The following is a 25,667-nucleotide window of genomic DNA, read 5'->3' on the forward strand; positions in this document are numbered from 1 at the left end:
TTGACTATCGATATTTCTTGTGATGAAAATTTGCAGGAAGAATCCGGTTCAATACCGCCTTCACACCAGTTTAATGTTCCACTTCGCTTTTACCTTGAATTGTAACACTTCTACCGTGGCTCCACCCCATCAAGATACTTTCTCTCAAAGTCATCGAGCAATGCACGCACTTCATCTGTTGACTTTGTGTTCATGCATTGATTTCTTAATTCACTTGCCCCGCGGAATCTACGGAGATAAATCTTGAAAAAGCGAGGAAGGGGCTTGTACGGACGGGCTTCTAATTTTGAATATTTATCATGAAGATCCAGATGCAGCCTTAAGAGATCAAGCAATTCCTTACTGCTATGCTCTTTCGGCTCCTTTTCAAAGGCAAATGGATTTGTAAAAATGCCACGCCCAATCATAATCCCATCAACACCGTATTGTTCAGCAAGTTTCAAGCCAGTTTGACGGTCAGGGATATCTCCATTGATTGTCAACAGTGTATCTGGCGCCACCTCGTCACGAAGCTTCTTAATCTCCGGGATCAGTTCCCAATGCGCATCCACTTTACTCATTTCAGCCCTTGTACGCAGATGAATGGAAAGATTAGCAATGTCCTGTTTCAATACGTGTGTCAGCCAGTTGCGCCATTCGTCTACATCCGTGTAACCAAGCCTTGTCTTCACGCTTACAGGCAGTCCCCCTGCTTTTGCAGCTTGTATTAATTCTGCGGCAACTTCAGGACGACAAATAAGGCCGCTACCTTTCCCATTGCCCGCTACATTAGGCACAGGACAGCCCATATTAATATCTAGACCCTTAAACCCTAGTTCAGCCATACCAATACTCATTTGGCGGAAGTTTTCAGGCTTATCTCCCCATATATGTGCAACCATTGGCTGTTCATCCTCCGTGAAAGTCAAACGGCCGCGTACACTATCCTTTCCATCTGGATGACAGTAACTTTCTGAGTTTGTAAACTCCGTAAAGAACACATCAGGTCTTCCGGCTTCACTCACAACATGGCGAAACACAACATCCGTCACATCTTCCATTGGTGCCAGTACAAAAAATGGTCGTGGTAAATCACGCCAGAAATTATCTATCATAACAAATTCAAATCCTTTCATAATGGGATACGGCCAAACTTTTATCCCAACATTAAAAAGCTGATCATGCTTCTTTTACACTTATAGCATGCTTTAGCACTTCTTATCAAACTATAGTAAATTTTGAACATTTAAACCTTTATTCATAACATATAAAAAGCGACTAAAGCAATTTGAGCCATAGGGTTAGGTACATTATCCAGGTTTCTGCTTTATGTTCCTGAAAATTTTCTTACATAGCTAGGGAGCTCATCACATACTTGTTTCTGTGTCCCTACCTCAATAAATGGGCTGCACGTGAAAAGACCCAGAAATCGGAATTGTTTATCGTACCGAAATCCAGGTCTGATTAGGAATTGTTTATTTTAGTTAGACGGTTTCAATACAAGCTTCGCCACTGCTTCAACATGAGCCGTCTGCGGAAACATATCCACAGGCTGAATATAGTCCACGCGATAATCTTTCGACAGCGCCTGTAAATCCTTCGCAAGCGTGGATGGATTGCAGGAAACGTAGACAAAGCGTTTCGGTTTGACTTTTATGATCGTATCCAGAAACGTGCTGTCACAGCCGGTTCTTGGCGGATCAACGATGACGACGTCCGGGCGGAAGCCTTCTTTCGTCCATTTCGGGAGCCAGTGCTCGGCTGTTCCTGTCACGTACGTGGCGTTTGTCATGCCGTGTTTTTTGGCGTTTTTCTTGGCATCATCAATTGATTCCTTGATGACGTCCATGCCGCGGACTTCCTTCGCTCCGTCCGCTACCCACATGCCGATGGTGCCGACGCCGCAATACGCGTCAACGACTCTTTCTTTTCCGGTCAGCTGCGCCGCTTTTTTCACTTCGTCATACAGCTTGACGGTTTGCTCCGGATTGAGCTGGAAGAAAGCGCGGGCGCTTAATTCAAATGATACGTCGCCAAGCACCTCTTGGATCACTGTTTTTCCGGCGAGCGGTTTTGTTTTCTCACCGAAAATCACTGAGGTTTTCGCTCCGTTTACATTTTGGATAATGGATTTGACCTCTGGCAGGCGTTTTTGGATCGCTTTGACGATTTCTTCCTTGTGCGGAAGCGTTTCTTTTGCTGTCACAAGCACGACCTGCACCTCTCCTGTTTCAAAGCCGACTCGCGTCACAATGGTGCGAACGTCGCCTTTTCGCTTCCGTTCATTATAAACAGACACATTAAAATCCTCTAAAATGCGGCGGACGATTCCTGTTGTTTTATTTGTTGCCGGATGCTGGACGACGCAGTCTTTAATCGGCACAATATCATGAGAATCAAGGCCGTATAAGCCGGCGATGATGCTGCCGCTTTGCGAGCGCCCGATTTGGAATTGGCTTTTGTTGCGGTAATTCCACGGGTTGTCCATGCCGATCGTTTCTTTGATTTCCATGTTCTCTATTTTAAACTTCGTGTGGCGCTCAAGCGACTGAATGACGATGTCACGTTTTTCCCGAAGCTGCTGGCTGTATGCAAGGTGCTGAAGCTGACAGCCGCCGCACTGTTCGTATACAGGACAAGGCGGTGTCACGCGGTGCTCTGACGCCTTGCGGATCTTCTTAATGCGGCCCTCCGAAAACTTAGGCTGAACCTTTGTCGCCTGCACGACAACCTCTTCGCCGGGAAGCGCGCCGGGCACAAAGACGACTTTTTTCTTAAAATAGCCGACACCTTCTCCGTTAATGCCGAGACGCTTAATTGTCAGGGGAAAGGTTTGTCCGACTTTCAGTTCGACGGGCGCCTGTTTTTTTTGTTGGTTCACGTTGTTCTCTCCGTTTCTATATGAAGCTTTCTGCAGATGGCAGAAAGTGAAATGTTTTTTTCACATCTTTCTAGTATAACACGCTTGCCTAGATTCCTTCATATTTTTCAAAAACATTTCCATTTTTACTCAACCATTTACGCAAGACAGCCGATACAGTTTATGACTATTACATAAAAGAGGGATAAAATGAAGAAATTTCTAACCGCTGCCTGCGCATTAGGATTATTATTCAGTGCGGCAGGATGCGGAAACAGCAGCAGCGCGAGCTCTGCGAAAACAGAAAAAACAGCAGAAGACGAAAGCAAAAATTTGGATTTGCTAAAAAAAGACTTTAACAGTATCACCAAAGAAGACTGGAAAAAAATCCATATTTCGAAAAAGGATTTAAACGGCGCGTTTGAAAAAATGACAGAAGCCAATTCCGATGGAGAAAAAGTAATTAAAAATGTGGAAGTGAAAAACAATACGGTTGTTGTCACCTTTAACAACTCAGACGGAAAATCGATGGAAAACGGTCTCTTGTCAATTGTCTTCGATCAGTTTCTTCGCGCATTGTATAAGCATTCGTCATACTATGACGGCAGCGAACCGACCATTCGATTTGCCGATCTTGACAATCAGCTGATTCAGGAAAGCGATAAGCCGCTGGATACCGACAATGAAACAGATGATTCAAGCCAAGACAGCGGGAAAAAAATTCTCTCTAAGCCCGGTGAAACATCCACCGAGGACAATGGAGAAATTGTTACATTAGACAAAATCGCTGATGTCCAGAAACAGACAGCAATGAAGCCCTTAACGATTACTGTCGATCAAGTCAAATTGCTGTCGCGTACAAATATCAGCCCCCTCCAGCTGAAGCTCTTTAAAAAAATGACAGATCAAAAAGTGTCTGAACCTCTTCGTTACATTCAAATCACTTATAAAGCCGAGAATACAGGAGACACACAAGTTGATTGGCAGGGTATCGAATCTGTAGAAACAGATGACGGACAAAAGCTGACCGTTGCTGATAATAATATCCTTAAAGACAATGATCACGTTTTCGCGCCGCACACAGAAAACGAAGGTGTGATAGGAGCTGTATACATTGGAAAAGCGGAAGATCTTCACCAATTAAAAATCACGTTTTCACCTGTTAAAAGTGGCGCTTCAGGCCAAAGCATGACAGTGAAGATTGATTAATCTCAGCGGCTGCCGAAAAGGCAGCTGCTTTTTCATTCTATACTCCTCCACAAATACAAAGACGCATAGCTTAAATAAGGCTCCCACTCCTTGCTCATCGCCAGCATGACGTCCTTTGCAGGTTTATCGTCCAGCTGAAAATGGCGTTTAATTGCATTCTGGAGTCCGATATCTGCAAGCGGGAATAAATTAGGGCGTCCAAGTCCGAACATGAGGACGTTTTGTACGGTCCACGGGCCGATGCCTCTGATTTTGATTAGTTTCTTCATAATGTCTTCATCCGTCATATTCGGAAGCTCTGACAAATTGAGTGTGCCTTCTGCGATCATCCTTGACGTATCAATGGCGTATTCCGCTTTTCTCATGCTGAATTGCAGATCGCGCAGATCCTGATAATCGAGTTCCGCAATCGTTTCCGGCTTTGGATAGCACCACACGCCGTCCTTCTGTTCGCCAAACGCATGGACAAACCGTTCTGTTAGCGTGTAAGCGAAGGAAAGATTGAGCTGCTGGTGGATGATGCATTTCATGATGCAGTTGTACACGCTGTAATCCAGTACAAGCGGCGTGCCTGCATGCGTTTCAAAAATAGCGGACAGACTCGTTTTCGAAAAATGATCGAGAACGTGCTGCAGATCATTTTCCCATTGAAAAATCCGCTTGATTTCCTTCATCATCTCATCCTGATCCGTTTCTCCGCTGACGAGAAACTCAGGCTCATCCGCATGGCCTAACGCCTGTACCTTCACAATGCACACATCTCCCGCTTGGTTTCTGACCGGCACGCGGATTTCCCGCGCTTCTTTATCAGCTGCATTAAGAGGGTCTAAAGACAGTCTGTCCAGCACGCGGTCAAAATGGTACGGAGGCGTGACAAATACTTTTTCTTTCCACATGAAATCCACCCTATTTCCGTTTTTTGTCCAGTATAACACGCCGCTGAAAATAGGCAGAACACCGTATACTTTTCTCATAAAGACCGCATGATATAATGGCAGGTGGAGGGTTGTTTATGATCAACATTACGGCAATTACAACAGAGCATCAGCTGCTGAAAAATATACCGATCGAACGAGTGGAACAGCCTGATATTGCGTGGTACTGGGTTGATTTATACGGCCCGGAGGATACGGAAACGGCATTATTGAGAGATTTTTTTCATTTTCATCCGCTTGCCATTGAGGATTGCTTCCAGCATATGCAGCGGCCGAAGCTTGACCATTATGACGGTTATCGCTTTTACGTGATTCATGCGCTGAATAAGGAAACACTTGAGACGGAAGAAGTTGATATTTTTCAAGGCGAACGTTTTGTCGTCACCTTTCATTTACACGAAACACCCGGAATCGCCAAAGTCCGAGAGCGTTTGTATGCTTCACCGGACATATTAAAAAAAGGGCCTGGGCATATCTCTTACATGATCATGGATCAGCTTGTTGATGAATATTTTCCTCTCGTGTACAAAATTGAAGACCGGCTGAACGAAATTGAAGAAAGCCGGACCCACAAAACGTACGGAACACTGATGAACGAGGTGTTTGATCTCAGGACAGACCTTTTGCATCTAAGACGGACCATTATTCCGATGCGTGATTTACTCTATCGGATTTTAAGCCTTGACAATGTGAAAGAGCAGCGGGAAACGAAAGCCTACTTCAGCGACATATACGATCATTTGTTAAAATTGTCTGAGATTGTCGAATCCAATCGTGACATGACGTCCGACTTGCGCGACAGCTACGTGACATTGAATTCAAACCGGATGAACGCGATTATGATGACACTGACGATCGTATCGACCATTTTTATCCCGCTCACCTTTATTGCCGGCGTATACGGCATGAACTTCGACAACATGCCGGAGCTGCATTGGAAATACGGATATTTTGCTGTACTCGGCCTGATGGCCGCGCTTGTGATCGGGATGCTGATATGGTTTTTACATAAAGGATGGTTCAAAATTTTTAAATAAGGACAGCGTGAAGCTGTTCTTTTTTATATTGGGAAGCAGATTTCCATGCATATGATGTTCATTTTGTTTATAATGGAAAAAATGTCAGGGAGTGATCAGATTGAAAGTTGCTGTTATCGGACTCGGCAATATGGGACAGCCCATTGCCCGAAACGTGCTTCAGGCAGGCTATGAATTGACTGTTTATAATCGAACGAAACAAAAGACCGAAGCATTTGTAACAGAAGGCGCACAGGCAGCTGACACGCCGCGACAGGCGGGAGAGTCAGCTGATATTATCATAACGATGCTTTCAGATGACGATTCTGTCAGCGCCGTGACATTCGGAGAAGACGGGCTGATTGAAGGATTAGCCAAGAACGGCATTCACATTTCGATGAGTACAATCAGTGTTGAGTTCTCAGAAAAGCTCGCAGCGGCTCATGCGGAGAAAGAACAATCCTTCCTCGCCGCTCCTGTACTCGGAAGACCGGATGCCGCCGCCAAAGCCGCGCTCCGCATCATAACAGCCGGACCGGCGGAAGCGAAGCAAACCGCCAAGCCACTGCTCGACAGCCTAAGCCAGCAGGTATTTGACGTCGGCGAAGAAAGCAAGACGGCAAATGCGGCCAAAATCAGCATCAATTTCTTGCTCGTGTCCATGCTGGAAGCGTTATCTGAATCATTCTTAATGATGGAGAAGTATGGCTTAGAACAAAAACAATTTTTAGAAATCGCCAGCGCGCTCTTTGGCTCTCCTGTCTACCAAAATTACGGAACCATCATGGCCGAGCAGAAATTTGAGCCGGCCGGTTTCAAAATGTCTTTAGGGCTGAAGGATACCAATCTGGCACTCGCCGCCGCAGAACAGGCCTCTGCAAACCTACCTCTTGCCGAGCTGGCCAAGGGCCATTTTGAAAGCGGAATTGAAAAAGGCTTCGGAGACTTGGATTGGGCCGCACTTATAAAATGTATAAAATAATTAGAGAGCCTCTCCGTTTAAGGAGAGGCTCTTCTCGTTACAAAGACGGCAGCTTCATTTCTTTCTCAAACATTAAATCATCAAGGCTTTTAAATGTGTAGCCTTGTTTTTTCAGATCTGTGATTGCATCATCCAATGCTTCGGCATTGTCCCTTGATACGGTGTGAAGCAGGTAAATGGCTCCTGGATGCGCCTGTTTGATCATATGATCATAGGCATATTTCTTCCCTTTTTGGTTGTTGATTTTCCAATCAACAAAAGCGACCGACCAGAAAACGGTTTGATAGCCTAAGCGTTTCGTTTCTTTCAGCACGTATTCACTGAACACGCCGCGGGGCGGGCGCAAATACAGGTTGTCCTGCTTTCCTGTAATTTTATATACCTCTTCGTTGACTGAATCAAGTTCGTCCTGAATTTGATCAGCCGTTTTTGTGGTTAAGTCCGGATGGTGAAAGGAATGGTTGCCGATAATATGGCCTTCATCTGACATACGTTTAATCAGCTCGGGTTGATCCTTTACGAAATGCCCTGTGACAAAAAATGTTCCTGTTACGCGATGTTTTTTTAAGACATCAAGCACTTTTGGCGTATAGCCATTTTCATAACCGTTATCAAACGTCAAGTAAATCGTTTTTTCCTTTGTATTGCCTAAATAAAACGCGTCATATTTTTCAATTAAACTGTTCAGCTGCTTCCCGGCATCAGGCGGCTGATGGTTGACACTTCGTTTAAAGCCCCAATTGATCGGCTCATTCGGCACCGCTTCCGCCTGTGCTGCGCCCCCGGCAAGCAAGACGGCAGCACAGCATATTGAACACATCCATTTCATGGCCAGCGCTCCTTCTGCATTTTTTCTTATTTTACAGAAAGGCGCTTCGTTTTATACTGACGCTTTATGCCAAACAAAAAACCGCGGCGTGCGCGCGGTTTTTATTCCCAGTCTTTTTTAAAGCGTTCGTATTTGGCTTCCAGGTCATCAAGCATGCTGATGAGCCTGTCTATATCTTCAACGTCGGTTGCTTCAGGGTCTAATGAATCGATGACGTTCATAAACATGTCAAGTCTGTTCTTTAAATAATCAATCTGCTGATCCTTATTGTTTACGGCGTTCCCCATTCTGTTCCTCCATTCATTTTTTACTATGGTAGCTCATTTTTTGCCGTTTTTCAATCACTGCGCTACTTGCGATCTTGACAAATCAGGTCTAAAATTAACTGTTGGCAGCGTTAGTATGCCCCATTTATAAAGGAGTTAGATAGTCATGACACAAAACACGAAGCTGCGTCCGATTACACCTGAGTTTGATCCTTGGGAAGCCTATATGGATGTTGACCAGTATGGAGACATGCAGCTGACAAACGTTGAATTCACAACGACGACACTGTGCAATATGAGATGCGAGCATTGTGCTGTAGGCTATACATTACAGCCTAAAGACCCCAATGCTCTGCCAATAGATCTTCTGTTAAAACGGTTGGAGGAAATCCCGCGCCTGAGATCCATCAGTATTACAGGCGGAGAGCCGATGCTTTCGTTAAAATCAGTAAAAGAATATGTTGTTCCGTTATTGAAATACGCCCACGAACGGGGTGTGCGGACGCAGATCAATTCCAACCTGACCCTTGATATTGATCGATACGAATGGATTATTCCGTATCTTGATGTGCTGCATATTTCTCATAACTGGGGTACAGTTGAGGATTTTGCTGAGATCGGTTTTGCCATGATGGACAGAAAACCGACCTTCGAACAGCGCGCGCGCTATTTTGAAAAAATGATCGAAAACAGCCGCACGTTAGTCGATGCCGGGGTGATGGTATCTGCGGAAACGATGCTAAATAAACGCACACTTCCGCATATCGAGCATATTCACCGCCAAATCACAGAAGATATGAAATGTCAGCGTCATGAAGTCCATCCGATGTATCCGAGCGATTTCGCAAGCGCTCTTGAATCTCTCAGCCTGAAAGAAATGAGACAGGCCATTCACCGCTTGCTGGATATTCGTGATGAAAATACGTGGATGCTGTTCGGGACACTGCCGTTTTATGCCTGCAGTCAGGACGAAGACGATCAAAAGCTGCTTCGCCGGCTTCACGGAGCGAAAAACGTCACGGTGAGAAATGATCCTGACGGCCGTTCCCGCCTGAATGTGAACATTTTTGACGGAAACATTATCGTGACCGATTTTGGCGATACACCGCCGCTAGGCAATATTCAGACGGACAGCCTCCCTTCCGCTTATGAAAAATGGAGAAAGACCAAGCTTGCGAAAGAACTGAATTGCCACTGTCCGAATGTCCGATGCCTCGGACCGAATGTTCTCGTCAAAAACAGTTATTATCAAGATACAGATTTCTCAAAACGTCAAGCCAGGAGTTAGATGCGGATGAAAGAAACACTCACGGAGATTTTTCATAATAAAATTGTCGATATTCTCCTCGTTGCTGTTATCCTTTGGATCGGCGTCTTTATCATCAACCGGCTGGTCCAGCTATTCTTTAAACGGACGGATTTTATTGAAGAAAGAAAAGAAAAAACAATTGAAAGCCTTATCCGTTCTGTCACCCAGTACACAGCGACGATTGGTTTTATCTTTTACGTTATATCTTTATTTGTGCATGATTTTGGCAAAATATTAGCCGGGGCTGGCGTAGCCGGTATCGTCATCGGTTTTGGCGCCCAATCGCTGATCAAGGACGTGCTGGCGGGTGTGTTCTTAATTTATGAACGACAGCTGCACAAAGGCGATTATGTCACCGTCAACAATTTGTTTAACGGGACTGTGGAGGAAATCGGCCTTCGCTCGCTGCAAATCCGGGAATGGAGCGGGAAGCTGCTCACCATCAGCAACGGCGAGGTCAGACAGATAGAGAACTATAATATCGATTTTATGAGGATTACCGAATCCTTTCTCATCAGCTTTAAAGAAGATCCGGACCGCGTGTACAACGTATTGGAAGAAGCATGTGACATGCTGAATGAAGAGCTTCAGGATTCATTGAAGCGGGATGAATTCGGCAATCCAACAGAACCGTTTCAAATCCACGGGATCACCGCTTTGAATAAAATCAATCGCGGCGTCGAATTTACGGTAAAAGGCATGGTAAAAGATGATGATTATTTCAGCGCCAGCCTTGCAGTAAGACGGGTTCTCGTTCGCCAGCTGTACCAAAACAATGTGCAAATGCTTGAGGAAGCGGTCAGAATTGAGAGAACGCAATAAATAAAAAAACTGATTCCAAGTTGGAATCAGTTTTTTGTTTATCTTGGCTGCGAGGAAAGCTGAAAGCTAAACGTGACGTGGTCTTGAACCGGAATCCAAGCGCCGATTCCCTGTGAGGTGACATTTTTCACGACAAGTTTTCGTTTATTCCCTTTCAACACTAAGTACACTTCTCCGTAAGTCACTTTTCCTTTTTCATTCACAGCCGGTGCATATGCATTTAGATAACCGAGTTTTTTAGGAGCAACTTTATAAATTTGATCCCGCTTTGTACCTGCTCCGACAACCGTATCAAATGCAAGCGGAAGGTTCGTTTTCTTCATCGCTTTCAGCATCATCATGCTTTTGACATCTTCAGCATTTGGAACCTTAGCTGTCAGGCCGCCTTTCACTTGGTATTGCTGTTCCTGGGCATAATGCATTTCAGCCGTTTCTTTTCCGCCGCGGTTATCTGCACGGTTTGTGTTGATTTTTTTATATTCCCAGTTCGCAACTGTTTCATTTGATTCATAGCCGAGCGCCCATTTCCCTAGAAATATTGTCGCCCGGTAGCCGACAGCAAGCGGTGTACCGGATATGTTGGACTCATTGAGCATTTTGATAAGGTGCGGGTTTTCAATCTTCACATCAGAATGATCGAGCAATTCCTTTGCCAGCTTGCTCGGCTGAAGCATCGGCTGATCCTGTGAAGCATTCGGATATGTGTTTTCCTTTGAAATGCTTGCGACAGAATTAGGAACCTTAAACTGCTTTTTCGCGTGGATGGGCTGACCGCCGAAAAAACTAAAGAATAACAACACAATAAGTGTGGAATGAAATAGCTTTTTCATCATATCACTCTTTCTATGGCATTTTCCCTTAGTCTTTTCATCCCGGTTTGTTGTTATCCATCATTTTTTTAGATTATAGAAGGAAAAAGCCGATCGCCATAATGACATATGCGGCAAGCAGTGTCGCCCCTTCAAACCAGTTGGAATCCCCGTCATTCGAAATGGCGATCATCAAGAGAACCGAGGATACCATCGCAACGAGCTCCGGCAGTGTAAAGACTAGCGGCATGCTTACCGGGAAAAAGATAGAACAGATCACAAGAACGGGTGCGACAAACATAGCAATCTGCAGCGTCGAGCCGACTGCGATTTCAACTGCAATATCCATTTTATTTTTATAGGCCATAATGATGGCTGACGCGTGCTCCGCGGCATTACCGACAATCGCAACGATGATAACCCCGATAAACAGCTCGCTCCAGCCGAACTGTTCAGCCACCGAATGGAATGTGTGCACCAGGTTTTCGGATATGTATGCCACGGCAATCGTTGCCGCAAACAGGACAATCGTAGCAACCTTGCCTGACCATTCCGGCTCCTCTTCTTCCACATGCTGGGTGGCATTGTTCGGCTGATAAACACCGCGGTGTGTGACGAGTTTAAAGTACAGAGCAGCCACATACAACAGAATCAAAATAATGCTGATGCCGATGCTTAAATTAAGCTTGCTCACGTCACCCATACCAACGGAGAATACCTCCGGAATCACGAAAGCGACAATGATGGCAAAAATCAAAAGCCCGGAATTATGGCGCGCATCATGGATATTAAACTCCTGCCGTTTATATTTTAAACCGCCGACAAAAAACGATAAGCCCGCCACCAGCAGCAGATTCCCCAGCACTGAACCGGTTAAAGAAGCAAGCACGATTCCGGTTAATCCTTCCTTTAATGCAAAGATAGAAATGATCAGCTCAACCGCATTCCCGAAGGTGGCATTCAACAAACCGCCGATCCGTGGTCCTGCAATAATGGACAGCGATTCTGTCGCCCTTCCCATATAGCTTGCTAGTGCGATAATCGTTACACAATATACTGCAAAGAGAATGGCAGAAGGCCAATGCATGAAACTGCCGATCACAGAAAGCGGAATTCCCGCCGCTACTAAAATAAAAAAGATACGATTCATGGTGAAATGGCTCCTTTTATATGACTTGTTTTATTTTTATTCTTCACAAAAATCATCATGATTACACGAGTTCAATGTTTACTTGTGATATAGGCTTTTTTCATGTTGCCTGCTTTTGGAAATCATTGTACGATCAACATAGATTCTACATAAGGAGAAAAACACGATGTCACGATTTCATTTCTTTATCCTTGTTTTGCTCGTTTCCATTTCTGGGTTTTCACAAGGCATGCTGCTGCCTGTCATCTCGATTATTTTTGAAACAAATGGGGAATCGGCCGCCATCAATGGCCTGCACGCGACCGGATTGTATATCGGCGTGCTTTTGGCTTCGCCGTTTATGGAAGCGCCGCTCAGAAAGCTCGGGTTCAAGCCGCTGATCGTCATTGGCGGAAGCATTGTCATTTTAAGCTTGTTTGGATTTATTTGGCTTCATTCGGTTTGGATCTGGTTCCTGCTTCGCTTGTTTATCGGAATCGGCGACCACATGCTTCACTTTTCTACACAAACGTGGGTGACTTCCATGTCATCGAAACAAAATCGCGGAAGAAACCTGTCTATTTACGGGCTTTCCTTCGGCCTTGGCTTTGCCGCGGGCCCGTTCATGGTTCCGCTTGTCAAGCTGAGCCCGGCGCTGCCTTTTATCGTGTCCGGCTGCTTCAGTCTGTTTGCGTGGCTTTTTGTTTTCTTTCTACAAAATGCATACCCGGAAACCAGTCCTCACGAAACCAAATCAGACAATAGTTTCAGGCGGTTTTATCAAGCCATGCTATTTGGATGGGTTGCCTTTATGCCTACATTTGGCTACGGCTTTCTGGAGACGGCGCTGAACGGAAGCTTTCCGGTGTATGCGCTCCGTTTAGGGATATCTGTAGACGCAGTGGCACTGATCCTTCCCGCATTTGCGATTGGAAGCATAATCTTTCAGTTTCCGCTCGGCATCCTCAGCGATAAATACGGGCGGCGGAATGTGCTGCTTGTGATTTTGCTGACAGGGGCGCTCTGCTTTCTCATCGCCGGCGTGTTCCCGTTGCCTTACGTAATCGGCTGCTGTTTTTTTATTGCGGGAATGGCAGTCGGATCCACCTTTACCCTTGGCATCAGCTATATGACAGATCTGCTTCCGCCCCACCTGCTGCCTGCGGGTAACCTGCTTTGCGGCATTACATTCAGTCTCGGCAGTATCCTCGGTCCGATTGCCGGCGGCTGGTATATGCAGACATTTGAAAGCGCAAACTTGTTTTATTTCATTACCCTCACGCTAAGTGGTGTGTGGCTGGCACTTATGCTGGGCAAACCGAAAAGCTGGTCACCAGCCGAAACCTATTCTTCATCTACTTAATCAAAAAGCCTCCTGACATAACGTCAGGAGGCTTTTGTGCTAATGATAGCCGTTTTGTCCGTTGGCGCTTCCGCTTGTTTTATGGCTCGATTTGCTTTTTGAATTTTGTTTGTTATGGCTTCCGCCTTTTTTTGTATGCTTGGTCATCACGATAGCCCCCCGACTTCTTTTTGAACCGAAGTTCCTTTATAGGGTGCGCTAATGATAGGGATTTTCATCAGGAAGCTTTTTACGTTTATGTAAAAGAGCGTTGATTTCTCCACCTAGGATAATTAAAATGCCGCTCAAGTAAAACCAAATCATCAGGACGATGATTCCCCCTATGCTTCCATATGTGGCGCTATAGTTGGCAAACGTGCTGACGTAAAACGAAAACAGAGTGCTGACAACGATCCAGCCGATGGTCGCAAACACCGCACCCGGCATGACAAACCGAAGGGACAGTTTTTTGTTCGGCGCAATCACATACAGTGCGGAAAAAACGATCAGCAGCACAAGCGGGCTGACCCCCCAGCGAATTGCGGCCCATATAGATAAAAACAGATCCGATGCGCCGACAAAATCTGAAGCGAGCCTTCCAATCTCCCGGCCGAATACCGGCAGTAGCAAGGCCACTAAAATCGTAAATACCATGGCGATCGTCAGAAAAATTGAGGTTAGACGAACAATGATAAAAGAGCGGTTTTCCTCCACTTCATACGCGTGGTTTAATGATCGGACGATAGCGTTCATTCCATTAGACGCAGACCATAAAGCCGCGATAATCCCGAATGACAGCAAACCGCCATTTCGATTATTTAAGGTTTGCTGTGTAATGGATTCAACGAGGGACATCGCACTGGCGGGAGCATATTGTTTTACAACTCCCAGAACATCATTAGTAGAAATAGGCAGATACGCGGTGAGGGTCAGCATAAAAATCAAAAACGGAAACAACGACAATAGAAAAAAATACGCCAGCTCCGCTGATTTGCTTTGCCCTTCATGAAGGGTGTATCTGCTGAAAAGCTCTTTCAAAAAATTCATGTCGTCTCACCTCGCATGTTTGATCATTTTTTTGAAAAATGCTCTTTCGTTTCTTGTACAAGCTCCATCACTTGCGGAGTTGTTTTCTTCAGCTCTTTCACCTGCTGATTCACAAAACCGACTTCATCTGACAGCGTTTGGGCCAGCTTCTTGGCCTCATCCACTTTTGTGATGACGGTGTTTTTCAACAGCTCCGGATTGCTTTTGTACAGTGAAAGTTTATGCTTGCATGTCAGCCATCTCATGCCGCATGCCTGTCTTGTCGGCTTATGGAGCAGTGATAACGCCGCGCCTGCCGCAGCTCCGAGAAATATCCCTTTCAACATCAAACGTTCGTTGTTCATGCAAATTCTCCTTTCACTCACAATTGTTTTTCTTTTTGAATGGATGCAAGCAGATGCTCACAGCCCGATTTGATTAATTGGCAGACCTCTTCAAAATTCCCTGTGTAGTAAGGATCGGGAACGTCAGCCAAATCTGAATCTTCAACATAGTCCAACAGCCTTTTGATATGCGACGTGTTCTTAAAGCCCGCCATGCTTCTGAGGCTCCCGATATTTTCTGCATCCATCGCAATGATGTAATCAAAATCGGCCAGATCCTGTTCGCTGACTTGACGGGCCAGCATGCCCTCAAAGCTGATGCCTTCTCTGCGCAATATCTCCTGTGTTCCTTCATGCGGCGGATTGCCGATATGCCAGCCGCCGATACCGGCTGAGTCCGTCTTGATTTTCCCCTCTAATCCTTTTTTGGCTGCCAAGTCCCGAAAAATCGCTTCCGCCATCGGAGACCGGCAAATGTTTCCTAAACAAACAAATAACACGCTTATCATATTGTGTAACCTCCCTATTCTTTGCCCATATTTCTCTAAAAAGAAACCTTCATGAATATCTTAGTAGGATGTTCATTTCCTTTTCAACTGATGTCTCCACTTTTTTAAAATCAACAGCGAGCTCTTAGAATAGGGTTTTTTTCTGATCGAATTCTGTTAGAATAAAACATACCGAATATCGTGCAAAGAAAGGATGGAACCATTTGTCCAGCCCAAATACAGAAACGTTAACTCAAATGATTGAAGAGATTTCCCAAAAACTGAACATGCTGAATGTCGGCGTGATTAAGGCGGAGGATTTCAGTGATGAAAAGATCGAAGACCTCACATACCTTCACAGCATGGTGATGAAAAAACAATCATTCAGCCCAAGTGAAATGCAGGCGATTGCTCAAGAACTAGCCTCACTTCGTAAATAAATGAGACTGGCCGGAAACTCGGCGAGTCTTTTTTATCATTGCCCCAAAACCAGTTTTCCTTAAAACAGGCGTCATGAACCTTTATTTTTTGCAACCGGAAGAAACAGGCTGCCAAACATGATACTGTGGCAGGATGCCCTTGCTTTCCGCTATTTGACCGGTAAAGAAATGCCTGTTGATGACAATGTTTGAATAAGATTTGAAGGAGTACTAGCATGAAAACGACACCTATCAAAACAGCATCCGGAATGTATATCAACTACTTCTTTCTGGGGATGGTCAACATCATTCTGGCATCCAATATGTCCTCTTTAACGAAACAGTGGAATACCGATCCAACCGGCATCAGTTATGTCATTGCCGCTATCGGCTTCGGCAAGCTGCTGACATACGGAATTTCCGGTGTTTTATCAGATAAAATTGGCAGAAAACCGCTTGTTGTCGCTTCTGCGGGAATTATGGCCGTCTTCTTAGTCGGTATTCCTTTGTCACCGAGCTATGAACTGGCGTTTGTGTTCGCCTTATTAGCCGGAGTCGCAAATTCAGCGATGGACGCTGGAACATATCCGGCCCTAACCGAGCTCTTTCCGGCTGCTTCCGGATCGGCGAATGTCCTGGTCAAAGCCTTTATGTCTGTTGGGGCCGCTCTATTGCCGCTTTTGATCACATTTTTGTCAGACCACAGCCTGTTTTACGGATTTGCTTTTTATCTTCCCGCAGCAGTCTATGCGCTGAATATCGTTTATCTATCAACGCTTTCGTTTCCTAAGAAACAGAAACCAACTAACAGCGGCCGACAGGAATCTCCCGCTTTCTTGTCCGAGCCCGTTTTTCAGAAAGAAGGCACCGCACTGATCATTATCGGTTTTACATCCACGGCTTTATTTACGGTTTCTCAAATCTGGCTTCCGAGCTATGCGCAAAAGGCTGCCGGTTTAGCTGAATCAGCATCCGTGCAATTGCTGAGTTATTACAGCATAGGATCTCTGACATCTGTATTATTATTAGCCGTTTTGCTGAACAGATGGGTAAAGCCCGTCATGATTACGCTCTTATATCCTGTTATTACTTTATGTACGCTCGCAGTCATGCTGACGGTTCATGTCCCGGTTGTGCTGGACATCACCGCCTTTTTCTTAGGCTTTTCTACCGCGGGTGTATTTCAAATTACCATTACATTAATGACAGAGCTTTTCTGGAAGCGAAAAGGAACCGTTACCGGAATTGTAGCAACTGCTTCAAGCATCGCGTCGATTGTGCTGCCGATCGCCACCGGGCTTATCGCAAAAGCGGGAGGCATCGCCCATATCTTTATGTTCGACTTTTGCATTGCGGTTATCGGAACAGCTGCAGCCGCCTTCTTGTATTACAGGTACAAGAAACTGACGGGTGCTCCGGCAGATGCCAAGCTGTAATCAACAAAAAACGGACGCTCCTGGGCGTCCGTTTTTCTTATTTCTCAAGCAATGCCAACGATTCACGATTAAACGCCGGAATATCATCCGGTGTGCGGCTTGTGACCAATTGATCTTGGCAAACAACCACTTCCTTGTCCACAACGTCGGCACCCGCGTTTTCCATGTCAACACGAATAGACGTATAGCCTGTCGCTTTTCGGCCGTCGAGCGCTTTCGCATTGATTAAAAGCTGCGGGCCGTGGCAAATGGCGAATACCGGTTTTTTGTCAGTCATAAACGCTTTTGTAAATTGGACGAAACGGTCGTCAGCGCGAAGCTGGTCTGGTGAAAATCCTCCGGGAATCAAAAGCGCATCAAAGTCTGAAGGGTTTACGTCGTCAATGGACGCGTCAACCGTCACTTCCGCGTTCCCCTGCTTGCCTTTTACTGTTTTTCCTTTTTCATTTTCGATAACAGTCAGTTCATGTCCCGCTTCTTTAAAGGCTTTCGCAGGTTCAGTGTACTCGCTGTCCTCAAAATAATCTGTCAATACAACTGCAATTTTTTTCCCCATGATTCATTACCTCCCGCTTTAATATGTCTACATAAAACAATCTACCCCAGCCACACTAAAATAAACATTCCGCGAATCTGACAAACGATAAGCACAAATACCCAGCATTTGTCGTTTGATGCTGCTACATAATACTCATTTTTCTCCCTTTTACAATAATCATAAAGAAACACCTACAAATAGTTACAAAATATTCTTACAATAGGAGCTGTAACACAAATTTCGTTGAAAGGTGGAGAACTGGTGAGAATACAGAAAAGACGAACACGCGTCGGTAACATTCTCCGTATTCTTTTGCCCCCAATTATGATACTTAGCCTAATCCTCCCAACACCACCCATTCATGCAGAAGAAAGCGCGGCACCTCGGGTACAACTGAGTATTTTGGCCACGACTGATATTCATGCCAACATGATGGATTACGATTACTACAGCGATAAAGAAACGACGGATTTCGGGCTGGCAAGAACGGCACAGCTGATCAAAAAACACCGCGAGCAAAACCCAAATACCCTGCTCGTCGATAACGGCGACTTGATTCAAGGGAATCCGCTGGGCGAATACGCGGTGAAATATGAAAAAGACGACATTATCTCCGGCGTGAAAACCCACCCGATCATCAGTGTCATGAATGCGCTGAAATACGATGCCGGCACATTGGGGAATCATGAATTCAATTACGGGCTCGACTTTCTCGACGGCACGATCAAAGGAGCCGATTTCCCGATTGTAAATGCCAACGTCAAAACAACAAGCGGCGACAACCGTTATACGCCGTATGTCATTAAAGAAAAAACCGTCACTGACGAAAACGGCAATGAGCAGAAAGTGAAGGTTGGCTACATAGGCTTTGTCCCGCCGCAAATCATGACGTGGGACAAAAAGAATCTTGAGGGTCAGGTGCAGGTGCAGGATATCGTAGAATCCGCCAATGAAACGATCCCGAAAATGAAGGCGGAAGGCGCAGATATCATAATTGCCCTTGCCCACACCGGTATTGAAAAGCAAGCGCAATCGTCAGGCGCAGAAAACGTCGTGTTTGATCTTGCCACCAAAACGAAAGGCATTGACGCGATTATCTCGGGCCATCAGCACGGACTCTTCCCTTCCGCCGAGTATGCGGGTGTTTCTCAATTCGATGTTGGAAAAGGAACGATTAACGGCATTCCTGTCGTCATGCCAAGCAGCTGGGGCAAATACTTAGGCGTGATTGACCTCAAACTCGAAAAGACGGACGGCTTATGGAAGGTGGCAGATTCCAAAAGCAGTATTGAATCCATTGCCGGCAGTGTCACATCCAGAAATGAAACCGTCACAAACACCATTCAGCAAACACACCAAAATACTTTGGAATATGTCCGAAAACCGGTCGGCAAAACAGAAGCAGATATTAACAGCTTCTTTGCTCAGGTCAAAGATGACCCTTCCATTCAGATCGTGACTGACGCACAAAAATGGTACGCCGAAAAGGAAATGAAGGATACCGAGTACAAGGACCTCCCCATTTTATCCGCTGGAGCGCCGTTTAAAGCAGGCGGCAGAAATGGAGCCAATTACTATACGAACATTCCGGCCGGAGATCTTGCCATTAAAAACGTCGGTGACTTATATCTTTACGATAATACTGTTCAGATCGTCAAGCTGACAGGCAGTGAGGTCAAGGACTGGCTGGACATGTCAGCAGGCCAATTCAATCAAATTGACCCGTCAAAAGGCGGCGATCAAGCCTTGCTGAATGAGAATTTCCGCTCCTATAATTTTGACGTGATTGACGGTGTCACATATCAGGTCGATGTCACAAAACCGGCGAAGTACGATGAGAACGGAAAAGTGATCAACGCGGACTCATCCCGGATCATCAACCTTTCCTATGAAGGCAAGCCAATCAGCCTGAACCAGGAATTTCTCGTCGTCACCAATAATTATCGTGCATCCGGAGGCGGCGGTTTCCCTCACCTGACGAGCGATAAGATTGTCCACGGCTCCGCGGTTGAAAACAGACAGGTGCTGATGGATTACATTATTGAACAAAAAACAGTTAATCCAAAAGCGGACAACAACTGGTCAATCGCGCCTGTTTCCGGTACGAATTTGACGTTTGAATCCTCGCTTTTGGCCAAGCCCTTTGCCGATAAAGCAGACGATGTCGCTTTTGTAGGCGAGTCTACGAATGAAGGCTATGGATTGTACAAGCTGCAATTCGACGATGATTCAAATCCTGAGCCTCCTAAAGACGGACTGTGGGATCTGACTGTCATGCATACCAATGATACGCATGCTCACCTCGATGACGCAGCGAGACGAATGACGAAAATCAACGAAGTACGAAGCGAAACAGACCACAACATTCTCCTAGATGCGGGAGATGTGTTTTCCGGTGACCTGTATTTCACAAAATGGAACGGTTTAGCTGATTTGAAATTGATGAACATGATGGGCTATGACGCCATGACCTTCGGAAACCATGAATTTGATAAAGGCCCGACAGTACTTTCTGATTTTCTTAGCGGAAACAGCACAACTGTTGATCCGGCGAACCACTATCACTTTGAAGCACCTGAATTTCCGATCGTCAGCGCAAACGTAGATGTGTCAAATGAGCCTAAGCTGACATCATTTGTCAAAAAGCCGCAAACCTTTACTGCGGGAGAAAAGAAAGAGCCAGGCATCCACCCTTACATTCTGTTAGATGTTGACGGTGAGAAAGTCGCCGTATTCGGGCTGACAACGGAAGATACAGCGACCACATCAAGCCCGGGCAAAAGCATCGTATTTCATGACGCGTTTGAAACAGCGCAAAACACTGTCAAAACGATTCAGGAAGAAGAAAAAGTAAACAAAATTATCGCTTTAACCCATCTCGGGCATAACCGTGATCTTGAGCTGGCGAAAAAAGTAAAAGGCATTGACTTGATCATCGGCGGACACACCCACACCCTCGTTGACAAAATGGAGGTTGTGAACAACGAAGAGCCGACGATCGTGGCGCAGGCAAAAGAATACGGCCAATTCTTAGGGCGTGTCGATGTCGTGTTTGATGAAAACGGCGTTGTACAAACAGACAAATCAAATTTGAATGTGCTGCCAATTGATGAACATACAGAAGAAAACGCAGAAGCCAAAAAAGAGCTTGATCAGTTCAAAAATGAATTAGAGGACGTGAAAAATGAAAAAGTCGGCTACACGGATGTGGCGCTTGACGGCCAGCGTGAGCATGTGCGAACGAAGGAAACGAACCTCGGAAACTTCATCGCGGACGGCATGCTTGCAAAAGCGAAAGAAGCTGCTGGCGCCAGAATAGCGATAACAAATGGCGGCGGTATCAGAGCCGGCATAGACAAAGGCGATATCACACTCGGCGAAGTGCTGAATGTGATGCCGTTCGGCAACACGCTTTACGTGGCCGATTTGACCGGAAAACAAATCAAAGAAGCCCTTGAACAAGGCTTAAGCAATGTGGAAAACGGAGGCGGCGCCTTCCCTCAGGTGGCTGGAATCGAATATACCTTTACATTAAACAACGAACCTGGACACCGTGTTTTAGACGTGAAATTCGAATCGCCTAACGGAGACAAAGTTGATCTGAATACAGATGATACCTACCGCGTCGCAACAAATAATTTTGTCGGTGCCGGAGGAGACGGATACTCTGTCTTTACGGAGGCATCCCATGGTGAAGACCTTGGTTACGTAGATTATGAGATTTTCACTGAACAGCTGAAAAAACTAGGAAACAAGGTCTCTCCTAAAATCGAAGGACGTATTAAAGAAGTATTCTTGCCGACAAAGCAGAAGGACGGCAGCTGGACACTCGACGAAGACAAATTTGCGATTTATGCTAAAAATGCCAACACGCCGTATGTCTATTATGAAACAACTGAAGGATCTCAAGAGAAGCCTATCAATCTTAAAGTACAAGAAGATCAGGTCAAACTGTTAAAAGATAGAAAGTCAGATCCTTCATTGACGGTATTCAACTACTGGTACAGCATAAACCTGCCAATGGCGAACTTCAAAACCGCAGACACTGTCATTGGAATCAAATCTACCGGTGAATTGGACGTGTCTATCGGAGATGTATATGATTTTACAGTGAAGCAAAAAGGAAAAGAAGTGAAATCATTCAAGGAGCCCGTTCAGCTTTCGCTTCGCATGTTTGATATTGAAGAAGCTCATAACCCTGCCATTTACCACGTCGATCGGAAAAAGAAAGCTTTCACAAAGACAGAAAACGGATCAGTTGACGATGATATCGTGACAGGATATACAAACCACTTCAGCGAGTACACGATCTTAAATTCCGGTGAGAACAACAAACCGCCGGCATTCCCGTCCGATCAGCCGACCGGCGGTGATGACGGCAGCAATGGCGGAGGCTCCGATAAACCAGGCGGAAAACAGCCGACTGACGGGAACGGAGGAAATGATACACCTCCCGGCACTGAACCGACAAACGGCTCCGGAGGAAACGGATCAGGAACGGACAGTCCCGCTGGCGGCCTGCTTCCGGACACAGCCACGTCCATGTATTCGATCCTCTTGGCCGGATTTCTGATCAGCGCTCTCGGAACGGCATTGTACTTGCATCAGAGAAGAAAACAGAATAAAGCGAATCAGGCATAAAAAAAGAGCTGCTCGATAATCGAGCAGCTTTCTTACTTTAGACCCACTTCACAACATCTTCAACAGCAGATCTTGTTTTCGGACGAGGATCTCGTACACGGTAGCCGAATGCCACCATCACAGAAATGTCGAAGCTTCCGTTTTCCAGAAGGCCTTCTTCTTCAAGAATGCGGTGAATGTGATCATACTGGAAGCCTTCCACAGGGCAGGAATCAACGCCGATTTGCGCAGCGGCAGTCATCATATTGCCAAGCGCAATATACGTTTGTTTTGATGCCCAGTCAAACAATGTTCTGTCACTTTCAAGCAAATGCAAATCGTTTTTCTGGAACTCTTCCGTTTTGCTGAGATAGCCTTCGTACACGTCCTGCGGCATTTGTTTTACTTCTTTTAAATGACGTTTGATGTAGTCCGCATCGTATTTAATATCCTTTGCTGTACGTGCAAGAATCAGCACGAAGTGGCTTGCTGTTGGAAGCTGCTTTTGCGCGCCCCATGTGTATTCGCGAAGTTTCTCGCGGAATTCCGGATTTTGGACGACGACAAATTTCCAAGGCTCAAGGCCGAGGGAGCTCGGAGACAGTCTTCCTGTCTCTAAAATAAATTCAAAATCGCTGTCTGATACTTTTTTATTCGGGTCAAATTCCTTTGTCGCATGTCTGAAATTGTATGCATCGAGAATTTGTTTCTTTACATCTGCCATGTTAAACACCTCTCCTTATGGTACTCTCATCTCTATTGTAGCCATTATCATAAAAAGTAAAAGTACGCACATTTTTGTTGGATAGTATCAATTTTGATACCAATAAAAAAAGCGCACTGCCGCAGGCAGGCGCCTTTCTCATTTTCCCCGCCGCGCAAAATCAACAAACCGAAATTTGTCAAGACGGTGTCTGCTTTCCGTATATTGAAACAGACTCGTATCCTCCAAAAAGACGTAGTTTCTCACCACAACCATATGGTCATAGCCGTGTAAATCGAGCAACTCCCTGTCCCCATCCGTACATGGCTCGGCAACAATTTCTTTTTGGGCATAACTGATCGAAAGACCCAACTCTCCTTCAATATATTCATATATGGAGTTTTCACAAATTTCTTTTGTCAGGTGAGGCACATGCTTTCTGAAAAAGTAATCCTTGTCCAAAATCACATGCTCCCCGTCAATCTTTCTAGACCTGATGACTTCCCAAATGTCGTCATCCGGATTGGCCCGGAGCTGTTTTTGGATCAGCTCTGACGGAGGCCCCAGCCCAAATTTGTGTACAGTTGTTTTCGTTTTTTTGCCAATTGTTTGCGCGAGCTCCTTGAAGCTGACAAGACCTGAGACGGGAAACTGCATTTTTTCACGGTTGAGAACGACGGAGCCCTTCCCTCTGATTTTCTGAATATAGCCGTTTTGCGCAAGCATGTGAAGCGCCTTTCGGACCGTTTCTCTTGATGTATCATACTGTGCGGTCAGCTCATGTTCAGATGGAAGAATCTCTTCCGCTTTCCATCGGCCGCCTTCAATTTGCTGTGCGATGTCTTTATAGATTGTGATGAATTTATTCACCTTCATTATGGACCACCCAGCTTAGTTTAACACGGTTTCGTTAAACGATAAACAATGGACTCATACGGACGGAGCGTCATGTTCTGCAGCCCTTTCCTCACATCATCGTTCGTCAACAGCACCTCTGCCTTCCACTCGTCAGGCGCTAAAGAATCCGGCAGTGTAAAGGCTGCCTCTGTCCCATAAAAATTATTGATCACGAGCAGCTTTTCATTGCTGCCGTGTCTGAGATACGCAAAAACGTTCGGATCATCCTTTGCGATTAACTCATATGTCCCCTCTGTCACAATGTCATACGTTTTTCGAATCTGAACCAGTTTTTGATAATGATAAAACACCGAGTTCTGATCCTTCAACGCCGCTTCAGCATTGATTTCCCGATAGTTGCCGGCGACCGGTATCCATGGCGTGCCCGTTGTAAAACCGCCATTCTCCGTATCATCCCACTGGACAGGCGTTCTGGAGTTGTCGCGGGATTTCGCCTGTAAAATTGCTGTGATCTCTTGGTCGGGCATTCCTTTTTCCTTAAAAGCGTGATACATGTTCAATGATTCGACATCCCGATAGGAGCTGATGTCCGCAAACTTCGGATTCGTCATTCCCAGCTCCTCGCCCTGATAAATATAAGGCGTCCCCTGCATCATATGAATGGCGGTAGCGAGCATTTTCGCCGATTTCACCCTGTACGCGCCGTCATCTCCATATCTAGATACAATGCGCGGCTGGTCATGATTGCACCAGAACAGAGCGTTCCAACCCCCTCCAGCGTGCATCCCCGTCTGCCACTCGGATAAGATCTCCTTCAGCTTCAAAAAGTCAAAAGGCGCCAAAGCCCATTTTTCACCGTTTGGATAGTCAACCTTGAGATGATGGAAGCTGAACGTCATATCAAGTTCTTTATTTTTGGGATTTGTATATCGAATGCAATGATCTACAGTTGTTGAAGACATCTCACCGACCGTCATACTGTTATAATGTGAAAACACCTTTTCGTTCATTTCATGCAGAAATTCATGCACCCGCGGCCCGTCAGTGTAAAAGCTACGGCCATCATCGCCGTCTTCCACATTCGGAAAGCGCTGATCTTTAGAAATCAGGTTAATGACATCAAGCCTGAAGCCGTCTATTCCCTTTTCAAACCAAAAATGCATCATATCATAGACATGCTTTCTGACCTCTTCATTTTCCCAATTCAAATCAGCCTGCGTCACATCAAACAGATGCAAATAGTATTGGCCCGATGCTTCGTCAAACTCCCATGCCGAGCCGCCGAATTTCGATTCCCAGTTTGTCGGAACAGAGCCGTTTTCCTGCGGGTTTTTCCATATATAAAAATCACGGTATGGGCTGTCTTTAGACGAAATCGCCTCTTGAAACCATTTGTGCTCTGTTGATGTATGATTGACGACAAGATCCATGACGACTTTCAGGCCTCTTTTATGAGCTTCGGACAGTAACCGCTCAAAATCCTCCATCGTCCCGTATTCAGGATAAATCGAGTAATAATCACGAATGTCATACCCATTATCATGCTGCGGAGAATCATAAATCGGTGTCAGCCAAAGCACATCTACCTGAAGTGTTTTTAAGTAATCAAGCTTTTCAATAATGCCGTTCAGATCGCCGACACCGTTTCCCGTCGTATCGTTAAAGCTTTTCGGGTAAATTTGATAGACCACAGCTTTTTTCCACCATGGCGTTTGTTCTGTTTTCATCTGTCTCCACCACCGTTTTTT

Annotated in this window: 23 protein-coding genes; 9 read left to right on the forward strand and 14 right to left on the reverse strand. The window is 45.5% G+C overall.

Annotation, left to right across the window (positions count from 1 at the left end; all coding sequences use genetic code 11):
• Positions 1-110 precede the first annotated feature (110 nt).
• The gene (locus Q5C82_RS16145) at positions 111-1,094 is read right to left on the reverse strand and encodes a tRNA-dihydrouridine synthase (RefSeq protein WP_003223147.1); all 984 of its coding nucleotides are present in this window, start codon (positions 1,092-1,094) and stop codon (positions 111-113) included.
• A gap of 365 nt (positions 1,095-1,459) precedes the next feature.
• Positions 1,460-2,860 (reverse strand): 23S rRNA (uracil(1939)-C(5))-methyltransferase RlmD, encoded by a 1,401-nt coding sequence (gene rlmD, locus Q5C82_RS16150; RefSeq protein WP_003223145.1) that lies wholly within the window; start codon positions 2,858-2,860, stop codon positions 1,460-1,462.
• 189 nt (positions 2,861-3,049) lie between these two features.
• On the opposite strand from rlmD, the gene Q5C82_RS16155 reads away from it, so the two are divergent.
• Positions 3,050-4,048: a hypothetical protein gene (locus tag Q5C82_RS16155; RefSeq protein WP_003223141.1), complete on the forward strand. Its 999-nt coding sequence runs from the start codon at positions 3,050-3,052 to the stop codon at positions 4,046-4,048.
• A 32-nt stretch (positions 4,049-4,080) separates the two neighbouring features.
• Here Q5C82_RS16155 and Q5C82_RS16160 read toward each other — a convergent pair whose 3' ends face one another.
• The gene (locus Q5C82_RS16160; RefSeq protein WP_032727355.1) at positions 4,081-4,944 is read right to left on the reverse strand and encodes a DNA-3-methyladenine glycosylase; all 864 of its coding nucleotides are present in this window, start codon (positions 4,942-4,944) and stop codon (positions 4,081-4,083) included.
• 116 nt (positions 4,945-5,060) lie between these two features.
• Here Q5C82_RS16160 and corA point away from each other — a divergent pair, with 116 nt between their 5' ends.
• Both corA and Q5C82_RS16170 read left to right on the forward strand, forming a co-directional pair.
• Positions 5,061-6,020 carry a magnesium/cobalt transporter CorA gene (gene corA, locus Q5C82_RS16165; RefSeq protein WP_003223137.1) on the forward strand — a complete coding sequence of 320 codons (960 nt, stop codon included), beginning with the start codon at positions 5,061-5,063 and terminating at the stop codon, positions 6,018-6,020.
• 100 nt (positions 6,021-6,120) lie between these two features.
• Positions 6,121-6,981, forward strand: coding sequence for an NAD(P)-dependent oxidoreductase (locus Q5C82_RS16170; protein ID WP_003223135.1), 861 nt, complete (start codon positions 6,121-6,123; stop codon positions 6,979-6,981).
• 37 nt (positions 6,982-7,018) lie between these two features.
• On the opposite strand, the gene pdaA is transcribed toward Q5C82_RS16170, so the two are convergent.
• Complete coding sequence (gene pdaA / locus Q5C82_RS16175) at positions 7,019-7,810, reverse strand: delta-lactam-biosynthetic de-N-acetylase (protein WP_003223134.1); 792 nt, start codon at positions 7,808-7,810, stop codon at positions 7,019-7,021.
• Between the two features lie 101 nt (positions 7,811-7,911).
• Positions 7,912-8,097, reverse strand: coding sequence for an SE1561 family protein (locus tag Q5C82_RS16180; RefSeq protein ID WP_003223132.1), 186 nt, complete (start codon positions 8,095-8,097; stop codon positions 7,912-7,914).
• 145 nt (positions 8,098-8,242) lie between these two features.
• Between Q5C82_RS16180 and yfkAB the strand changes: the two genes are divergently transcribed.
• Complete coding sequence (yfkAB, locus tag Q5C82_RS16185; protein ID WP_003223122.1) at positions 8,243-9,364, forward strand: radical SAM/CxCxxxxC motif protein YfkAB; 1,122 nt, start codon at positions 8,243-8,245, stop codon at positions 9,362-9,364.
• The gene (gene mscC, locus Q5C82_RS16190; RefSeq protein ID WP_079996305.1) at positions 9,365-10,207 is read left to right on the forward strand and encodes a mechanosensitive ion channel protein MscC; all 843 of its coding nucleotides are present in this window, start codon (positions 9,365-9,367) and stop codon (positions 10,205-10,207) included.
• Between the two features lie 38 nt (positions 10,208-10,245).
• On the opposite strand, the gene Q5C82_RS16195 is transcribed toward mscC, so the two are convergent.
• Both Q5C82_RS16195 and cax read right to left on the reverse strand, forming a co-directional pair.
• Complete coding sequence (locus Q5C82_RS16195) at positions 10,246-11,040, reverse strand: YfkD famly protein (RefSeq protein ID WP_079996304.1); 795 nt, start codon at positions 11,038-11,040, stop codon at positions 10,246-10,248.
• A gap of 70 nt (positions 11,041-11,110) precedes the next feature.
• Positions 11,111-12,166, reverse strand: coding sequence for a calcium/proton exchanger (gene cax / locus Q5C82_RS16200; RefSeq protein WP_003223116.1), 1,056 nt, complete (start codon positions 12,164-12,166; stop codon positions 11,111-11,113).
• A 166-nt stretch (positions 12,167-12,332) separates the two neighbouring features.
• Between cax and Q5C82_RS16205 the strand changes: the two genes are divergently transcribed.
• A complete protein-coding gene (locus tag Q5C82_RS16205) occupies positions 12,333-13,508 on the forward strand; it encodes an MFS transporter (protein WP_003223114.1) in 1,176 nt (391 codons plus the stop codon).
• A 198-nt stretch (positions 13,509-13,706) separates the two neighbouring features.
• On the opposite strand, the gene Q5C82_RS16210 is transcribed toward Q5C82_RS16205, so the two are convergent.
• The 3 genes from Q5C82_RS16210 to yfkJ are packed head-to-tail and all read right to left on the reverse strand — an operon-like array spanning position 13,707 to position 15,366.
• A complete protein-coding gene (locus Q5C82_RS16210) occupies positions 13,707-14,534 on the reverse strand; it encodes a YihY family inner membrane protein (protein ID WP_003223110.1) in 828 nt (275 codons plus the stop codon).
• Between the two features lie 23 nt (positions 14,535-14,557).
• The gene (locus tag Q5C82_RS16215; protein WP_003223108.1) at positions 14,558-14,878 is read right to left on the reverse strand and encodes a hypothetical protein; all 321 of its coding nucleotides are present in this window, start codon (positions 14,876-14,878) and stop codon (positions 14,558-14,560) included.
• Positions 14,879-14,895: 17 nt separating this feature from the next.
• Positions 14,896-15,366, reverse strand: a complete 471-nt coding sequence (gene yfkJ / locus Q5C82_RS16220; RefSeq protein WP_003223106.1) for a protein-tyrosine-phosphatase — start codon at positions 15,364-15,366, stop codon at positions 14,896-14,898.
• Positions 15,367-15,569: 203 nt separating this feature from the next.
• Between yfkJ and Q5C82_RS16225 the strand changes: the two genes are divergently transcribed.
• Positions 15,570-15,785 (forward strand): DUF1128 domain-containing protein, encoded by a 216-nt coding sequence (locus Q5C82_RS16225; protein WP_003223104.1) that lies wholly within the window; start codon positions 15,570-15,572, stop codon positions 15,783-15,785.
• A gap of 215 nt (positions 15,786-16,000) precedes the next feature.
• On the forward strand, positions 16,001-17,200 hold the full coding sequence (locus Q5C82_RS16230; RefSeq protein WP_003223102.1) for an MFS transporter: 1,200 nt from the start codon (positions 16,001-16,003) through the stop codon (positions 17,198-17,200).
• Between the two features lie 37 nt (positions 17,201-17,237).
• On the opposite strand, the gene yfkM is transcribed toward Q5C82_RS16230, so the two are convergent.
• A complete protein-coding gene (gene yfkM / locus Q5C82_RS16235) occupies positions 17,238-17,756 on the reverse strand; it encodes a general stress protein 18 (RefSeq protein WP_003223100.1) in 519 nt (172 codons plus the stop codon).
• 243 nt (positions 17,757-17,999) lie between these two features.
• Between yfkM and Q5C82_RS16240 the strand changes: the two genes are divergently transcribed.
• Positions 18,000-22,379 (forward strand): multifunctional 2',3'-cyclic-nucleotide 2'-phosphodiesterase/3'-nucleotidase/5'-nucleotidase, encoded by a 4,380-nt coding sequence (locus Q5C82_RS16240; protein ID WP_079996303.1) that lies wholly within the window; start codon positions 18,000-18,002, stop codon positions 22,377-22,379.
• 37 nt (positions 22,380-22,416) lie between these two features.
• On the opposite strand, the gene Q5C82_RS16245 is transcribed toward Q5C82_RS16240, so the two are convergent.
• The 3 genes from Q5C82_RS16245 to treC form a co-directional block, all read right to left on the reverse strand.
• Positions 22,417-23,082 carry an NAD(P)H-dependent oxidoreductase gene (locus Q5C82_RS16245; protein ID WP_003223097.1) on the reverse strand — a complete coding sequence of 222 codons (666 nt, stop codon included), beginning with the start codon at positions 23,080-23,082 and terminating at the stop codon, positions 22,417-22,419.
• A gap of 138 nt (positions 23,083-23,220) precedes the next feature.
• Entirely contained in the window at positions 23,221-23,937 is a 717-nt protein-coding gene (treR, locus tag Q5C82_RS16250; RefSeq protein WP_003223094.1) for a trehalose operon repressor, read from the reverse strand.
• A 20-nt stretch (positions 23,938-23,957) separates the two neighbouring features.
• Positions 23,958-25,646 carry an alpha,alpha-phosphotrehalase gene (gene treC / locus Q5C82_RS16255; protein ID WP_003223091.1) on the reverse strand — a complete coding sequence of 563 codons (1,689 nt, stop codon included), beginning with the start codon at positions 25,644-25,646 and terminating at the stop codon, positions 23,958-23,960.
• Between the last annotated feature and the right edge of the window lie 21 nt (positions 25,647-25,667).

Origin of the sequence: uncultured Bacillus sp., from assembly GCF_958411575.1 — a bacterium.
Lineage (GTDB): Bacteria > Bacillota > Bacilli > Bacillales > Bacillaceae > Bacillus > Bacillus spizizenii.

Bases quoted from the DNA above. Each gene is read 5' to 3' on its own strand.
- Q5C82_RS16180 (WP_003223132.1), bottom strand. From the start codon at position 8,097: ATGGGGAACGCCGTAAACAATAAGGATCAGCAGATTGATTATTTAAAG.
- Q5C82_RS16195 (WP_079996304.1), bottom strand. From the start codon at position 11,040: ATGATGAAAAAGCTATTTCATTCCACACTTATTGTGTTGTTATTCTTT.
- yfkM (WP_003223100.1), bottom strand. From the start codon at position 17,756: ATGGGGAAAAAAATTGCAGTTGTATTGACAGATTATTTTGAGGACAGC.
- Q5C82_RS16230 (WP_003223102.1), top strand. From the start codon at position 16,001: ATGAAAACGACACCTATCAAAACAGCATCCGGAATGTATATCAACTAC.
- Q5C82_RS16245 (WP_003223097.1), bottom strand. From the start codon at position 23,082: ATGGCAGATGTAAAGAAACAAATTCTCGATGCATACAATTTCAGACAT.
- yfkJ (WP_003223106.1), bottom strand. From the start codon at position 15,366: ATGATAAGCGTGTTATTTGTTTGTTTAGGAAACATTTGCCGGTCTCCG.
- pdaA (WP_003223134.1), bottom strand. From the start codon at position 7,810: ATGAAATGGATGTGTTCAATATGCTGTGCTGCCGTCTTGCTTGCCGGG.
- Q5C82_RS16205 (WP_003223114.1), top strand. From the start codon at position 12,333: ATGTCACGATTTCATTTCTTTATCCTTGTTTTGCTCGTTTCCATTTCT.
- Q5C82_RS16160 (WP_032727355.1), bottom strand. From the start codon at position 4,944: ATGTGGAAAGAAAAAGTATTTGTCACGCCTCCGTACCATTTTGACCGC.
- treC (WP_003223091.1), bottom strand. From the start codon at position 25,646: ATGAAAACAGAACAAACGCCATGGTGGAAAAAAGCTGTGGTCTATCAA.
- Q5C82_RS16145 (WP_003223147.1), bottom strand. From the start codon at position 1,094: ATGATAGATAATTTCTGGCGTGATTTACCACGACCATTTTTTGTACTG.
- mscC (WP_079996305.1), top strand. From the start codon at position 9,365: ATGCGGATGAAAGAAACACTCACGGAGATTTTTCATAATAAAATTGTC.
- Q5C82_RS16210 (WP_003223110.1), bottom strand. From the start codon at position 14,534: ATGAATTTTTTGAAAGAGCTTTTCAGCAGATACACCCTTCATGAAGGG.
- corA (WP_003223137.1), top strand. From the start codon at position 5,061: ATGATCAACATTACGGCAATTACAACAGAGCATCAGCTGCTGAAAAAT.
- Q5C82_RS16155 (WP_003223141.1), top strand. From the start codon at position 3,050: ATGAAGAAATTTCTAACCGCTGCCTGCGCATTAGGATTATTATTCAGT.
- Q5C82_RS16215 (WP_003223108.1), bottom strand. From the start codon at position 14,878: ATGAACAACGAACGTTTGATGTTGAAAGGGATATTTCTCGGAGCTGCG.
- treR (WP_003223094.1), bottom strand. From the start codon at position 23,937: ATGAAGGTGAATAAATTCATCACAATCTATAAAGACATCGCACAGCAA.
- yfkAB (WP_003223122.1), top strand. From the start codon at position 8,243: ATGACACAAAACACGAAGCTGCGTCCGATTACACCTGAGTTTGATCCT.
- cax (WP_003223116.1), bottom strand. From the start codon at position 12,166: ATGAATCGTATCTTTTTTATTTTAGTAGCGGCGGGAATTCCGCTTTCT.